Source organism: Flavobacterium franklandianum (assembly GCF_007097365.1).
Classification (GTDB): Bacteria; Bacteroidota; Bacteroidia; order Flavobacteriales; family Flavobacteriaceae; genus Flavobacterium; species Flavobacterium franklandianum.
This window is the reverse complement of sequence record NZ_VJZR01000012.1, coordinates 36,757-51,770: the sequence shown is the minus strand read 5'-3', so window position 1 is coordinate 51,770 and position 15,014 is coordinate 36,757. Positions and strand designations below refer to the sequence as shown.

At 34.0% G+C, this 15,014-nt stretch carries 15 protein-coding genes; 7 read left to right on the top strand and 8 right to left on the bottom strand.

All coding sequences use genetic code 11. The annotated features are described in order from the left end of the window. Window positions 1–9: 9 nt before the first annotated feature. The 8 genes from FNW17_RS12660 to FNW17_RS12625 all read right to left on the bottom strand — a co-directional run bounded on the left by FNW17_RS12660 (window position 10) and on the right by FNW17_RS12625 (window position 8,542). Window positions 10–1,560 (bottom strand): serine hydrolase, encoded by a 1,551-nt coding sequence (locus FNW17_RS12660; RefSeq protein ID WP_144071828.1) that lies wholly within the window; start codon window positions 1,558–1,560, stop codon window positions 10–12. 64 nt (window positions 1,561–1,624) lie between these two features. Then, window positions 1,625–2,410, bottom strand: a complete 786-nt coding sequence (locus FNW17_RS12655; RefSeq protein WP_144071827.1) for a TrmH family RNA methyltransferase — start codon at window positions 2,408–2,410, stop codon at window positions 1,625–1,627. Between the two features lie 217 nt (window positions 2,411–2,627). Further along, entirely contained in the window at window positions 2,628–3,959 is a 1,332-nt protein-coding gene (locus tag FNW17_RS12650; RefSeq protein WP_144071826.1) for a DUF58 domain-containing protein, read from the bottom strand. A 151-nt stretch (window positions 3,960–4,110) separates the two neighbouring features. After that, window positions 4,111–4,368: a hypothetical protein gene (locus FNW17_RS12645; protein ID WP_144071825.1), complete on the bottom strand. Its 258-nt coding sequence runs from the start codon at window positions 4,366–4,368 to the stop codon at window positions 4,111–4,113. A gap of 33 nt (window positions 4,369–4,401) precedes the next feature. Next, window positions 4,402–5,409: an AAA family ATPase gene (locus FNW17_RS12640; RefSeq protein ID WP_144071824.1), complete on the bottom strand. Its 1,008-nt coding sequence runs from the start codon at window positions 5,407–5,409 to the stop codon at window positions 4,402–4,404. A gap of 135 nt (window positions 5,410–5,544) precedes the next feature. Further along, a complete protein-coding gene (locus FNW17_RS12635; RefSeq protein ID WP_144071823.1) occupies window positions 5,545–6,744 on the bottom strand; it encodes a DUF4350 domain-containing protein in 1,200 nt (399 codons plus the stop codon). Continuing rightward, window positions 6,737–7,498 (bottom strand): DUF4129 domain-containing protein, encoded by a 762-nt coding sequence (locus tag FNW17_RS12630; protein WP_143391199.1) that lies wholly within the window; start codon window positions 7,496–7,498, stop codon window positions 6,737–6,739. The genes FNW17_RS12635 and FNW17_RS12630 overlap by 8 nt, the downstream gene beginning before the upstream one ends. Before the next feature lie 75 nt (window positions 7,499–7,573). Next, the gene (locus FNW17_RS12625) at window positions 7,574–8,542 is read right to left on the bottom strand and encodes a stage II sporulation protein M (protein ID WP_143391198.1); all 969 of its coding nucleotides are present in this window, start codon (window positions 8,540–8,542) and stop codon (window positions 7,574–7,576) included. Window positions 8,543–8,563: 21 nt separating this feature from the next. Here FNW17_RS12625 and FNW17_RS12620 point away from each other — a divergent pair, with 21 nt between their 5' ends. The 7 genes from FNW17_RS12620 (at window position 8,564) to FNW17_RS12590 (ending at window position 15,010) form a co-directional block, all read left to right on the top strand. Then, a complete protein-coding gene (locus FNW17_RS12620; RefSeq protein ID WP_143391197.1) occupies window positions 8,564–9,307 on the top strand; it encodes an RDD family protein in 744 nt (247 codons plus the stop codon). 70 nt (window positions 9,308–9,377) lie between these two features. Further along, a complete protein-coding gene (locus FNW17_RS12615) occupies window positions 9,378–9,980 on the top strand; it encodes a trimeric intracellular cation channel family protein (RefSeq protein ID WP_143391196.1) in 603 nt (200 codons plus the stop codon). A gap of 35 nt (window positions 9,981–10,015) precedes the next feature. Further along, the gene (locus tag FNW17_RS12610; RefSeq protein ID WP_144071822.1) at window positions 10,016–10,993 is read left to right on the top strand and encodes a GNAT family N-acetyltransferase; all 978 of its coding nucleotides are present in this window, start codon (window positions 10,016–10,018) and stop codon (window positions 10,991–10,993) included. Then, a complete protein-coding gene (locus FNW17_RS12605; protein ID WP_144071821.1) occupies window positions 10,990–12,087 on the top strand; it encodes a DegT/DnrJ/EryC1/StrS family aminotransferase in 1,098 nt (365 codons plus the stop codon). The genes FNW17_RS12610 and FNW17_RS12605 overlap by 4 nt, the downstream gene beginning before the upstream one ends. Before the next feature lies 1 nt (window position 12,088). After that, on the top strand, window positions 12,089–13,363 hold the full coding sequence (locus FNW17_RS12600; protein WP_144071820.1) for an O-antigen translocase: 1,275 nt from the start codon (window positions 12,089–12,091) through the stop codon (window positions 13,361–13,363). 90 nt (window positions 13,364–13,453) lie between these two features. Beyond that, on the top strand, window positions 13,454–13,639 hold the full coding sequence (locus FNW17_RS12595; RefSeq protein ID WP_144071819.1) for a hypothetical protein: 186 nt from the start codon (window positions 13,454–13,456) through the stop codon (window positions 13,637–13,639). Then, window positions 13,640–15,010: a methyltransferase domain-containing protein gene (locus FNW17_RS12590; RefSeq protein ID WP_144071818.1), complete on the top strand. Its 1,371-nt coding sequence runs from the start codon at window positions 13,640–13,642 to the stop codon at window positions 15,008–15,010. It abuts the gene before it with no gap. Window positions 15,011–15,014 lie beyond the last annotated feature (4 nt).

The following is a 15,014-nucleotide window of genomic DNA, read 5'->3' as shown; positions in this document are numbered from 1 at the left end:
TTCGAAAATCTATTCCCTAACTCTAACAAAATCCAAATCCTGAAAATCATAACTGAAGTCCGTTAAATCCGAAATGGGTTTCATTTTTATGCCAATTGATTTTCCTTTTTCATCCATTTCAAAAAATAAAAAAGCATCGGCATTAAAACTGCGATTGTTCCATTTTACGGCAAAAATATTGTCTTTATAATAGAAAATTTCGCCAGCAAGTTGTGGCGAACGAATAGATTTAAAAAATAATTTTCCTTTTTTTTCTGAAAGTTCAACTTTGCCAAACCAGTTGTCAACATACAAACTCGTATATTTTTTATAATCGATTTTTAGTTTGTTTTTTTGATTTTTGGCAACCGTTGCCCAAACTTCCACGGTAGTTTTATCCGCTTCGGCGATGTTGTCTTTTTCTCGTTTGCTATACATTTCTACGTAATTGGCGTACGGAATATTGAGATAGCTGTCTTTTATTGTGTTTGTAATCGCTGTAAAAGCGGCTCCAGATTGCTGATTGGTCAATACTACAATTCCTAAATTTAGCTCTGGAAATAACGTCGTTTGCGTCACAATTCCTTCGAGTCCTCCAGTATGAGTCACTTGTTTGTAGCCTTTTATGTCGCTCAAAAACCAACCCAATCCATAGCCGCTAAAGTGCGTATTATAAGGAGGTCTTGTATTGGCGGGAATTATGGTTTGAAGGCTCCACATTTCGTTTTGTTCTTTTTTAGAAAACAATTGAAACTGTTTTTCCGAACCATATTTTCCGTTTTGCAACTGCAGAATCATCCATTTGCTCAAATCATTTACGCTAGAATAAATTCCTGCCGCAGCATCGAAAGCTTGATTTTTATAACGTGAAATTATTTTAAGTTTTCCATCCGTTGGAACGTGTGGCGCAATGATATTTGTGGTGTCTTTTAGTCGTACGAAAGAAGCTGCACTATTATTCATTTCCAATGGTTTCATAATCCGCTCTTCGATGAAATCACACCAAGATTGCCCGCTTACTTTAGCAATGACTTCTCCAGCCACGATGTATAATAAATTGTCGTAATCGTATTTAGTTCTAAAAGCCGAAACAGGTTTTAAATATTGCAAATTATGAATAATATCTGTCGTAATAAAATCACTTCCGTCGGGCCAAATCATCAAATCGCCTGCGCCAAGACCCAATCCGCTGCGGTGCGTCACTAAATCCCGAATGGTAAATTCATTAGTAACATACTCATTATACATTTTGAATTCAGGAATGTATTGAATGACTTTATCATCCCAATTTATTTTTTTTTCATCGACTAACATTGATAATGCTGCAGTTGTAAAGGCTTTGCTGTTGGAAGCAATTCCGAACAAGGTGTTGGCATCTACTTTCTCATTATTCAGGATAGATTTCACTCCATACCCTTTCGAAAGCACCATTTTTCGGTCTTTGACAATCGCCACGGCTATTCCGGGAACATTGAAGCTTTTTAGGGTGTTTTCGACTAATTCATCCACTTGTTTTTCGCTTATTTGTGCGAATGAGTTACAAGTTATTAGCAATATAAATAAGGCAATTAATTTTCTCATAATCTTTTTTTAATTCTAAGTTTCTATATTCTGCAATCTGCTCCCGAAGCTTCGGGACTAAAATCTAAAAACCCCTCTGTCTTTTGGCTTCGAAAATTAAAATGGCAGCGGCAACCGAAACGTTCATACTGTCGATTTCGCCTTGCATCGGGATGATGATGTTTTGGGTAGCAGCCTCTCGCCATTCTTGGGTTAAACCAGTGGCTTCTGTACCGACAACCAAAGCCGTTGACGTGGTGTAATCTTGGGTGTGATAGGAAGTCGAATTTTGTAAAGTAGCACAATAAATGTCAATTTTTTGCTCTTTCAAAAAAGCAATAATTTCGGTTGTAGTTCCTGTTGCAATTTGGTTGGTAAACAAACAACCTACGCTGGAGCGAACGATATTGGGATTGTACAAATCACTTTTCGGATTGGCAATAATCACGGCATCCAAATTCGCAGCATCGGCAGTTCTCAATAAAGCACCAATGTTTCCCGGTTTTTCAGGAGCTTCGGCAACAAGAATCAATGGATTTTCAGATAATTTTAAATCGGATAATTGCAGGGATTTGGTTTTGGCTACAGCCAAAATCCCTTCGGTGGTATCGCGATAAGCCAGTTTTTGATAAATGTCTTTCGAAATTTCGATTAATTCTGCGCTTTTGGAAAGTTTTCTGGCTTCGGTTTCCGAAATTAATTCGGGCAAAAACAAAATCGTTTCCATTTCGTAACCGCCTTTCATCGCGATTTCGATTTCTCTTTTGCCTTCAATCAAGAAAGTGCCGGATTGTTTGCGGGCTTTTGCTTTTTCTTGTAAAAGCACCAACGATTTTATAAATGGATTTTGAGATGAAGTGATTTGTTTCATTGTGAATTATTCGAAAAGTTTCAAAGCCTCAAAGTTACCACCTTTTTTTAAAACCTAAATCCGTAATGCAAACTCTAATGTTGTTTTTGCCACAGATTCACAGATTTATTTTTTTATAAATAGATTTTGTGATTATTGGAAGAACAGATTTTTTTGTCAGTCTTGCTTATTTTTACGAGTATTTTATTAAAATCTGTGAATCTGTGGCTATTTTAATTTACAAAATCCCTCTCGCCTTAATCTCTAAATATTTATTAATGGTTTCCAATGTCAGGTTTTCGGGTTGGGTTAGCACCGAATAAATTCCGTATTTCTTTAGCTCGTTAACGATTAATCGTTTCTCGAAAGAGAATTTCTCGGCGATAACTTTGTCATAGACTTCTTGAATGTTTTCGGCTTTTTTGTTGATGAGTTCGTTGAGTTCCGTGTTTTGGAAGAAAACCACAACCAACAAATGGTTCTTGGCGATTCCTTTCAAATAGGGAAGTTGCCGATGCAAAGCATCCATCGTTTCGAAATTGGTGTACAAAATAATCAAACTTCTTTGGTTGATGTTTTTCTTGATGTCGGTGTACAAACGGCTGAAATCGCTTTCGAAAAAATCGGTTTTGATGTTGTACAAAGTTTCCAGAATTTTGTGCATTTGCGAAGCGCGCCTTTCGGCAAAAACTCGATTTTCTACTTTTTTCGAAAAGGCAAATAGTCCCGCTTTATCTTGTTTTTTCAAGATGACATTCGATAAAACCAAAGTGGCATTAATGGCATAATCCAATAAACTCAAACCGTTGAAAGGCATTTTCATCACGCGACCTTTATCGATAATCATATAAACCGATTGCGATTTTTCGTCCTGAAATTGGTTGACCATCAAGGCATTTTTCTTGGCGGTGGCTTTCCAATTCAAGGTTCTAATGTCGTCGCCTTGATTGTATTCCTTGATTTGTTCAAACTCCATTGTGTGACCAATTCTCCTGATTTTCTTGATGCCGTATTGAAACAAATTATTAGAAAAAGCCATCAAACTGTATTTTCGAAGCTGAATGTACGACGGATAAGTCGGCACCATTCTTTCCTTGTCGAATTGAAATCGTCTCGAAATTAGAAATAGTGGTGAAGAAACATACACATTCAAATTCCCGAAAACATATTCGCCACGTTCGGTGGGACGCAAATAATAGTGGATTTCTTTTTCTGTAGACGCTTTGATTTTTTGCTTTATTTCGAAATTTCGAACCTGAAATTGAAAAGGAATTTCGTCAATTATTTTCACCAAAATCGGAAAAGTATAATAGTTTTTGATGTTGACTTTTATTTCATTTTCATCGCCATTGGACAGTTTTTCGGGCATCATTCGGATTCCTTCGATGCCGTTTTTGGAGAAAAACAAAATCAAGACATCCAAAAACAAAAAGGTCAAAAGCATCAGCAAAACATACCAAGTGGCGTTGTATAAGGCTGGAAATATGAAGGCCAAAACAAACAATCCCACCACGCCCAAAAGCGCATAGAAAAAGAAATTGTTGATGTATAAACTTTTTAGTAGTTTCATAATTTTTAGAATCTGAAAACTTAATTTTTAGCTACGGATTTAACTGGTTAAACGGATTTACGCAGATCTTTTAATCAAACTTTTTTTAATCCGTTTTTATTTGTGTGACATTTTTTTTATGCTTTGCAAGTAATGATACAATCCTTTTATATTACCAGCTTTTGTTTTCGTAATATCCATTTTCTCCAGTTTTTAAATCCTCAATAATTAGTTTTTTTCCAAAACAGAATACAATTTGACAGTTAGAATTATCTATTTGTTTCTGATTTGTAATAACGTCTCCAATGTATTTTCCAGCATTATATTTCCAAAATTGTTTCTCTATATAATAAGAACTATTGAGGTATAATAATACAATCACAAAAATTGATATTAAGATTAAAGATATTTTAATGAATTTTGCTTTCATATTTTTGAATTCTAGAAAATTTACATCTAAAAACTACCTCGGAATCTCCACACTCTCCAAAATCTGTTTGATAATTTCGATACTCGTAATGCCTTCCATTTCACGTTCTGGCGTTACGATAACACGGTGTTGCAACACAGGAATCGCCGCTTCCTTGATGTCTTCTGGCGTTACGAAATCACGTCCTCGAATCGCTGCAAAACCTTTGGCAGCGTTCAAAATCGCTATCGAAGCACGAGGCGAAGCACCCAGATACAAAAAGGCATTTTCACGAGTGTTAATTACGATTTTGGCAATGTATTCCAGCAAGTTTTGTTCGACTATAATTTGTTTGACCAAGGCTTGATACAGCTTAATTTCTTCCGAGGAAAGCACGGTTTTGATGTTGTCGAGTTTGCCTTGGTTTTGGAGTAAATGTTCTCTTTGGATAATCAGGATTTCTTCCTCTATTTTTGGATAATCGATAGAGATTTTGAATAGAAAACGGTCCAATTGCGCTTCGGGCAAACGATAGGTTCCTTCTTGTTCTATTGGATTTTGGGTGGCAATGACCAAAAATGGCGTGTCCAAAATATAAGTAGTTCCATCGATGGTGATTTGGCGTTCTTCCATTACTTCAAAAAGTGCGGCTTGGGTTTTTGCCGGCGCACGATTGATTTCGTCAATCAGGATAAGGTTCGAGAAAATAGGCCCTTTCTTGAATTCGAATTCCGATTTTTTCAAGTCGAAAACCGAGGTTCCCAAAATGTCCGAAGGCATCAAATCGGGTGTGAACTGGATTCGGCTAAAGCCAATGTTCAAGGTTTTGGATAATAGTTTTGCCGTAATCGTTTTGGCAACACCGGGAACACCTTCAAGCAAAACGTGACCGTTAGACAAAATGGCGACCAACAATTGATCGATCATTTTGCTTTGTCCCACGATTACAGTTCCCAATTCCTGTTTGATGGCATTGATGCTTTCTAAAAGCGGTTCTAAATTAATTCGAGATTGAAAATTCAGGTTTTCGGTTGGGTTTTCAGAGTTGGTTATTTCTTCCATATATTTTTGTTTTATTTTTTTTACCACAAATTACACTGATTTTCACAAATTCATCGTTGTTTTGTATTGCACAAATTCCTAATTTAGGTAAAAATAAAATTTGTGCTAATTTGTGTAATTTGTGGTTGATTTTTATTAGTTCATCACTTTTTCTATAGCATTGTTAATTTGCAACAAATCCTCTTCAATGCTCATATAATTATTTTTTCGGTAGGCGTTTATCAAAGACACAATGTTTTTAATATCGTCTAAATCTTTTCCTGATTTAAGGTGCAATTTTTTGATAAAATCATCGTCTAATCTATGAGTTTCAATCAAATATTCGTTCCTGATTTTTTCGAGAAAATAAATAATTTTTTTATCGATAATGTTGTTGTGATCGCCTTCCTGGTAATACAAATTCCCAATGGTTTTTGTAAAATCGACCGTGGTGTTTGCCAACGGTTTTATTATTGGAACGACTCTTTGTTTTCGTTTGGCATTGAAAAATATAAACACAAGCATTCCAATCAAGAAAATATACCAAGCCCATTTTAGCGATGGTTGACTCAAAATGTACCGCATTGGCGAATCCGAAATTACTTCTCCTGTTTGATCTTTGACGCACCAAAAGACTTTTCTTTTCGGGATGTATGACAAGACTTTTTCGGCATATTCGTGATGATTGCCTTTCAATAAATGAAAATTGGTAAACGCCACGGGTTGCGTGTGCAAATAAAATACGCCAGTTTTATAATTGACTTTTATGAAATTGATTCTGGTGCTGTCGCCATTCTGATAGCCTAAAACAGTCGTATTCAGCGTATCGATTTTGGAAAAATAATTGTTGTTTACGCCTTCTATGATTTTGTATTTTTGATTGCCCAGTTTTTTGTTGGCGACCCAATTGTAGATGCTGTCCGAGTATTTGTATTCGCTATCCATTTTTAGATTCAAACTGTCTAACAAGGCATTCGGAATCATTTCGGAACTGATAAAAGCATTGTTTCCGTGATCTACAAACGAGCAAATTTCGGTAATTGATTGGTTGTCAAAATTTGATATTTTCGAAATACTGAGAAACGTTCCTTTGATTCGGTAATCATTTACAAGGGAATCATAATCGTATTTACTATCAAAATATTCATAAGGTGTCGTTTTGAATTTCCTGATTTTTTGTCCCTTCAAAAGCGAATTGATTTCTTGGTCGAATACATACATTCCATAAGGAATTTTGTCTTTGAGGGAAAAGGTTGGTGTCCAATCAATGGGTTTTGGGCGATTGCTATCGATTACAACAATAGCCGCTATGAGCAACACCAAAAGGGCGATGTAGATTTTTAGCGTTTTATCCATTGTTAATAGTTTTTATTGATTTTTCGAAAGCGGTTCTGGCTTTTGTAAAAGTGTTTTCGTCCAATTCGAATTCGCCGTACCAAATATTGTTGTACAGATACGACAAATAGGCAAAATCTTCTTTTTGAGCTTCGTTTTTTATTTCATAAAGATAATCCGAGTTGGTTTTTTCGACATCCCATTCGATGATTTGTTTTTCGGACATTTTCTTGAGCATCCAAAGGTAATAATAACGAATCGTCAATCGTTTTTCGTCGGACTGCAAGCTTTTTTGAATGAGTTTTTCGAAGTCAACCAAATGAAGGTTTTTTTCGATTTCGTCATAGTTTATAATTTTTCTATCAGAATTTCGGCCAAAAATCCATTGTCCTTCTTTGTTCATTATGGCTTTTGCAATTAAATAAATTACCGCAAGAACAATAAGAATGGCGATAGTTCTGAGTAAAATATCCACAAAATGTACAGCCGATTTGCTATCGGTAAAACTGAAAATATTTTTGAAAAAATTGGCTAGCCATTCCTTGAAACGATCCCAAGCATTTTTCTCGGGCGTTTTGAATTCGTAGATAAATGCTGCGTCGGTGTACTTCTTTTTGAAATTTTTGGAAAAAGGTTTTAGCGTTACAAAAGCCGAATCGACAAGGATATCTTTTTTGGTAAAAACGATTTTTTCTTTTTTGGCTACAGCCAATGAATCCTGTGCTCCAACATTGGAATAAAAGAAAAAAAGAAGGATTATGATGAGTTTATTCAATGGTTGACGAAATAGTTTTTGAATTAATATTTGCAAAAGATTAAATGGTATTGTACCTGAAAATTTATTTTTAAATCATTGGATAGCTTGTGTTTTTTGGTGAACAATAAAGGGATAAATCAGGTAATAAAAAGAGATAATTGCCAAGGTGAACAAAATAATAAAACTGCTCAGCCAATTCGGCATATCAATAGAATATCGAGTAATGAAACCTTCGAGAAAGCCCGCTGCAATGGTAAAAGGAACAGTGCTCAAGAATATTTTGAAACTGTTTTTGAAACCAATTTTAAAAGAATTCATTCTCGAATAGGTTTTAGGAAACAGTATGGAAGCACCAAGAATGTAACCTGCAGCAGTTTCTATCACGATGCCAAAAATTTCCATCGAACCGTGAATCCAAATGCCTCGAACGCTTTTCCAAAAAACACCTTGTTGCAAGAAAAAATATTGAAAGGAACCCAACATAATGGCGTTTTGCAACGAAATATAGAAAGTGCCAATACCACCAAAAATTCCAAAAATGTAACACATCATCCCGACCTTTAAATTGTTGAAAGTGATGCCAATAAAACTGCCCCAATTGCTTCCCGATTTGTAGATTGCTACAGGATTTCCAGCTTTGATGTTTTCCAAAGTTGTATTCACATAGCTGTCGCCCAGAATTAATCGAATAAAATCGGCATCGTATCGGGCAGAAATAGCTCCAATAAAAACGGTCACAAAAAACAGCACAAAAGCATAAACCAAATACCTGCGATAGTCGTAAAGAATTAACGGAACTTCGGTTTTGAAGAAATACACCAATCGATTGCTTTCGGTTCGTTTGGTTTTGTAAATTTTTTGATAAATATGTGAAGCTAAATAGTTTAAGTAAACAACGGTTTTGCTTTTGGTATAATACGTTTGTGCATAAGATAAATCATTCATTAATTGAATGTATAAATTTGCCATTTCATCAGGATTTTTTTTAGCTTTACCAAAAATAGCTTGTTCAAATTCAAGCCATTTGTATTTATTGATTTTTATAAATGCTATCTCTCTCATACGAGTGCTAAAATAAGGAATATGTCAGAATTATCTATACATACAACACAAAATGTTGTAATAAATTATAAAGCTGCTTCAGTCGGTGAGAGAATGTCAGCCAGCTTATTGGATTTACTCATAAAAGGGGCCTATATTATTGTAGTTGCTTACCTCTTTTTTGATTTATTAGGAATATCAAATGTCTTGAATAGTGCAGATATGTGGACTAGAATGGCTATAATTATACTGTTTTTCTTTCCCGTTATAATTTATTCCGTGACACTAGAAAGTCTTTTTGAAGGTCAAACCATCGGGAAAAGGTTGGTAAAGATAAAAGTCGTAAAAATTGACGGCTATCAAGCGAGTTTTGGTGATTACCTTACACGTTGGCTTTTCAGGATCGTCGAAAACAATTTGATGGGCGGATTAATAGGTTTGGTGGCAATGATAGTCAATAGCAAAACCCAACGAATGGGCGATATAGCAGCGGGAACGGCTGTTATTACATTAAAAAATAATATCTCCATTAATCATACTATTCTCGAAGAAATTGGGGATGCTTATGTGCCCATTTATCCATTGGTTATCAAACTTTCGGATAATGATATGCGAATTATAAAAGACACTTTTCTGGTTGCCGAAAAGAAAAACGATTTTGAAACCATTGATAAGTTGACCAAAAAAATTGAAAGTGTTACTGGGATAAAAAATCAATCTGGTTTTCAAATTGATTTTATAAAGACCATTTTGAAAGATTATAATTTTTATACTCAAAATATGTAGTTGAACTTTTTGTGGAATAATGCCTATATTTTTTAGGTATTAAAAAAATCTTCATTTAAAATCAAAATTTATGTTCCATTTATTAGACATCATTGGTACGATGGCATTTGCTATGTCAGGAGCTTTAACCGCAATGCATAAAAAACTGGATCCTTTTGGTGTTTTTATTATTGCATTTGTAACCGCAGTTGGAGGGGGAACTTTACGCGATATTATGATTGGGAGAACACCAGTAGGCTGGATGCTAGATGTGAATTATGTTTATGTCATAGTTGTTGGATTTATTTTGGCAATTCTTTTTAGAAAGAAATTCGACAGTTTACGGACTTCTTTGTTTTTTTTCGATACCATTGGACTGGGCGTTTTTACTTTAATAGGTCTTGAAAAAGGAATAAATATTGGTTTGCATCCTGCAATTTGTATTGCTTTAGGAACATTGACCGCTTGTTTTGGAGGCGTGATTCGCGATATTTTATGTACAGAAATCCCCGTTATTTTTAGGAAAGAAATTTATGCCACAATTTGTATTTTCGGAGGAATTGTTTTTTTTATGTTGAGAAAACTAAATCTAGATGCGGATGTTTTGTATTTGACGACTTCTTTATTTATTATTTCAATCCGATTAATGGCCGTGAAATTCAAATGGCATTTGTCTCCTTTAAGTTATAAATAAAAAATGCTTAATTTCACAAAGTCAAAATCAAAATAGTGAAAAATTTCTCTGTCAAATTCTACCAAAACAACGATTATAAAGATTGGAATGCATTTATTGGTCAAGCCAAAAATGCTACTTTCCTTTTTTATCGTGATTTTATGGAATATCATTCGGATCGATTTCAGGATTATTCTTTGATTGTTTTGGATGGCGAAAAATGGGTTGCCGTTCTTCCGGCAAATGTTGTTGGCAATGAAGTTTTCTCACATCAAGGCTTGACTTATGGTGGATTGGTTTATAATGAGAAACTAAAATTGGCTTCGGTTATTGCAATTTTCAAAAGTATTTTATCTTTTTTGAATGCCAATAAAATGGAGAAATTACAGGTGAAATTATTGCCTTCCATTTACCATCAAAAACCCGCCGAAGAATTGAATTATGCTTTGTTTTTAGCTGATGCCCAATTAATACGAAGAGATACATTGGCCGTTTTGGATTTGTCCAAGAAAAATAGTTTGTCAAAACTCAGAAAAAGAAGCATTCAAAAAGGAGTGTCGAATGATTTTGAGATAAAAGAGGTGACTGATTTTGAGGAATTTTGGAATAAAATATTAATTCCGAATTTAGCCCAAAAACACCAAGCCAAACCCGTTCATAGTTTAGATGAAATCATAAAATTGAAAGGATTATTTACAGGAAATATTCGCCAATTTAATGTGTATGAAAATGGAATTATTATTGCTGGAACCACTATTTTCGAAACTTCAAACGTGGCTCATTGTCAATATATTTCAGGCAAAGAAGATAAAAACGAATTGGGCGGATTGGATTTATTATTTCAAAAATTGATTTCAGAGACTTTCAAAAACAAACGTTTCTTTGATTTTGGAATTTCCAACGAAAATCAAGGTCGCAAGCTCAATGGTGGTCTGTCTTATTGGAAGGAAAGCTTTGGTGCAAGTACGATTGTTCACGATTTTTATGAGGTGGAAACTTCAAATTATAGTTTATTAGACACAGTATTGTTATGATAAAATTCCTCGATTTAAAAAAAACAAACGCTCCTTATGAAACTGCTTTTCAAGATAAATTGAAATTGGTTTTAGAAAATGGTTGGTATATTTTGGGCAATGAAGTAGCTGTGTTTGAAACTAATTTTGCCAGCTATTGTGGTACAAAACATTGCATAGGCGTGGGTAATGGTTTTGATGCTTTGGTTTTGATTTTCAAAGGCTATATTCAATTGGGGAAAATGCAAAAAGGAGATGAAGTGATTGTTCCTGCGAATACTTATATTGCCAGTATTTTGGCCATTTTAGAAGCTGATTTAGTTCCTGTTTTGGTTGAACCAAAGTTGGAAACGTACAACCTCAATCCCGATTTGATTTCAGAAAAAATAACATCCAAAACCAAGGCAATTCTTGAGGTTCATTTATATGGACAATTGGCAGAAATGGAGAAAATAAATGCAATTGCCATTCAAAATAATCTTTTGGTAATTGAAGATGCCGCTCAAGCACACGGAGCAGTTTCAAATTTCAGGAAATCTGGAAATTTATCTAATGCAGCTGCTTTTAGCTTTTATCCTGGGAAAAACTTGGGAGCTTTGGGAGACGGAGGAGCAGTTACCACAAATGATGATACATTGGCAAAAGTCATACAATCTTTACGTAATTATGGCTCTGAGACAAAATATCATAATGAATATATTGGCATAAATTCAAGATTAGATGAGTTGCAAGCGGCTTTCTTGAATGTCAAATTACCTCATTTAGATGCTGAAAATAATGTTCGTAGAATCATTGCGAAACGCTATATTTCTGAAATAAAAAACAATAAAATTACTTTACCATTTTGGAATTTGTCCGGAAATCACGTTTTTCATTTGTTTATCATTCGAACTGAAAACAGAGAGGATTTGCAACACTATTTACTAGAAAACGGAATTCAAACGATGATTCATTACCCGATTCCGCCACATAAGCAAAAAGCTTTTAAGGCTTGGAATCATTTGTCTTTTCCCATTACCGAAAAAATCCATAATGAAGTTCTGAGTTTGCCCATAAGTCCTGTATTGACAAAGGAGGAAGTTGATTTTGTTGTTTCAATTTTAAATCAGTATTAACTTGGAATTGATTAAAAAAATTATCCAAACCAATCTGTTTAAAATCACTTCTTTAAATAGTGTAAGTGTTCTGATTAAAATTGGAATTGGGCTGGTGACTTCAAAATTATTAGCTGTTTTTGTGGGTCCAAGCGGAATGGCTTTGGTGGGGAATCTGAGGAATTTTTCAACTTCATTAGAAAGTATTTCAACTCTTGGATTTCAAAACGGAATTGTAAAATATATAGCCGAAAGTAAAGACGACAAGCAGCAACTTCAGAAAACAATTTCTACAGTTTTTATCAGTTTGTTAGTAGTAGCATTTTTCTTGAGTGGTATGCTGTATTTTTTTGCAGCATTTTGGAACCAGCAAATTTTTGGTGCTCATTTCGAATATGAGATAGTTATAAAAGCAATGGCTTTGGCTTTACCCTGGTTTGCAATTGCTGTTTTTTTTCTATCGGTGATTAATGGTTTGGGGAAATTTGCGGCCGTAATTTGGATTAATATTTTAGGAAATTGTATTGGATTGATTGTTTCGATTAGTATGATTGTGCAATATAAGACTTTGGGAGCCTTACTTTCGATAGTGATTTCGCCTGCTTTATTATTTTTTGTAACCTATTATTTCATTGCCAGAGAATTTCATTTTTCAAAACTAATTCAATATAAATTATATGATTTTCAAGTGATTATAAATTTGTCTTCGTACTCACTTATGGCTTTAGTTTCTTCCGTTTTTGGACCTTTGGTTTATTTAGCCATTCGAAAAAATGTAATTTTTGTAGTTGGTATAGAACAGGCTGGATTTTGGGAAACAATGACTCGAATTTCGACTTATTATATGCTATTTATTTCGACAATATTAACTGTTTATTTTTTGCCCAAATTGGCTCTGGCCAAAGATAATTTGGAAACTAAAAAAGTCTTTTGGAGTTTTTACAAAAATATTTTGCCTCTTTTTATTATTGGTTTAATTCTGATATATTTCTCACGAACCATTCTAATAAAATTACTTTTCACCAAGGAATTTCTTCCTGTAACGAGCTTGTTTTTTTGGCAATTATTTGGTGATGTTTTAAAAGTAGCTTCACTGATTTTGGGGTGTCAATTTTATGCCAAAAAAATGACTGTAGCTTTTATTTTTTCTGAATTAACTTCTCTTGGCGTTTTGTATTTTTCGAGCATTTTTCTAATTGAATATCTAGGAATTCGGGGAATTGTAATGGCACAAGCTTTAGATAATTTTATCTATTTATTGGTATTGGTACTCTATTTCAGGAAAAGTTTATTTTAATTTTTTAGCCAATATTTTTCGAATAGGTTAATTATTAGGATTCTTATTTGAATTCGCTCAGAAAATAGGTATTTTTGAAAAAAAATAAAAATGATTCCATTATATTTCGATCCAGGAACCGGTGCATTAATTGTTCAGTTTTTAGCCGCAGCCGTTGCAGGTGTTTTATTGTTTTACAGAACGGTTATGCATAAAATAAAATCTATTTTTGGTATTAAAGACAAAAAAGAAGATGATTTTATGGACGAAACTGACAACTCGGAAGACAATAAATAAATGGAATCGAAACGAAATACCTCGTCATTTAGAGATCCTTCGGGTTATGTTTTTATCGAGAATAATAGCGTTAAACGAGTTATTAACCCAATCTATTTCGAGCAATACAATCAATTAACTTCTAGTGGGTTTTATCAAATACTTTTCGATAAAAAATATTTAATTCCACATCAAGAAATTTCCAGGACTGATTCTGAAATTATCATCGAAGCATCAAAAATACCTTTTATAAATTATCCTTACGAATGGAGTTTTTTGCAATACAAAAATGCAGCATTGCTGACTTTGAAAATTCAGAAATTGTGTTTAGAGCATCATTTTACTCTAAAAGATGCTTCGGCTTTTAATATCACTTTTCACGAAGGGAAACCCATTTTTATTGACACATTATCCTTTGATTTTTATCAGGAAAACAATCCTTGGTTGGCTTATAAACAATTTATAATGCACTTTCTAGGGCCTTTGGTTTTGACAAAATATTTTGGTCAAGATCATCTGAAAACTTTGGCTTTGCATCTTGAAGGCATTTCGTTGCAAAAATTATCTAAATTATTGCCTTTTCAAAGTTATTTGAGTCCTACTATTTTGACCAATATCCATTTATTGGCCAAATACGACAAGAAATACGAGTCGGATAAAAAAACGGTAAAAAACAATTTATCCAAAACTGCTCAGATAAAACTATTGGATGGATTGTACGATTTTATATTAAATTTATCGGTAAACGAAACCACAGAATGGGATCATTATTACAACCAAATCAATTATGATGATGCCGCTTATCAATTCAAAAAAGAGTTTACCAAAGATTGGTTTTTGTCCATAAAAGGGAATACTTTAATTGATATTGGGGGTAATGACGGAACTTTTTCGAGAGAGTTGAAGGATTTGGCAAGCCTCATAATAGTTGCCGATTTCGATCCCAATGCTGTCGAACAAAACTACCGCCAAATACTAAAAAACAAAGAGAAAAATGTACTGCCAATTGTGTCTGATGTGCTCAATCCAGTAGCAAATTTTGGTTTTAACAATGAGGAGCGTTTTTCGTTTATTGACCGAGTGAAAGAGGCAAACCTTGATGGTTGCTTGGCTTTGGCTGTGATTCATCACATTACTTTGTCAGGAAATATTCCTTTCGCTTTATCGGCACAATTTTTCTCGAAAATGGCGCCCAATTTATTGATAGAGTTTCCAACAAGAGCCGATTCCTGGGTGCAATTTTTATTAGATAGCAAAAGAGAATTTGCAAATCATTTTGATTTTTACAATGAAGAGCATTTTGAAAATGAATATTCTGTTTATTTCGAAATCGTCAAAAAGATTAAAATCGATTCGTCAGAAAGGATTTTATACAGTTTAAAACGTCGTTAACCGC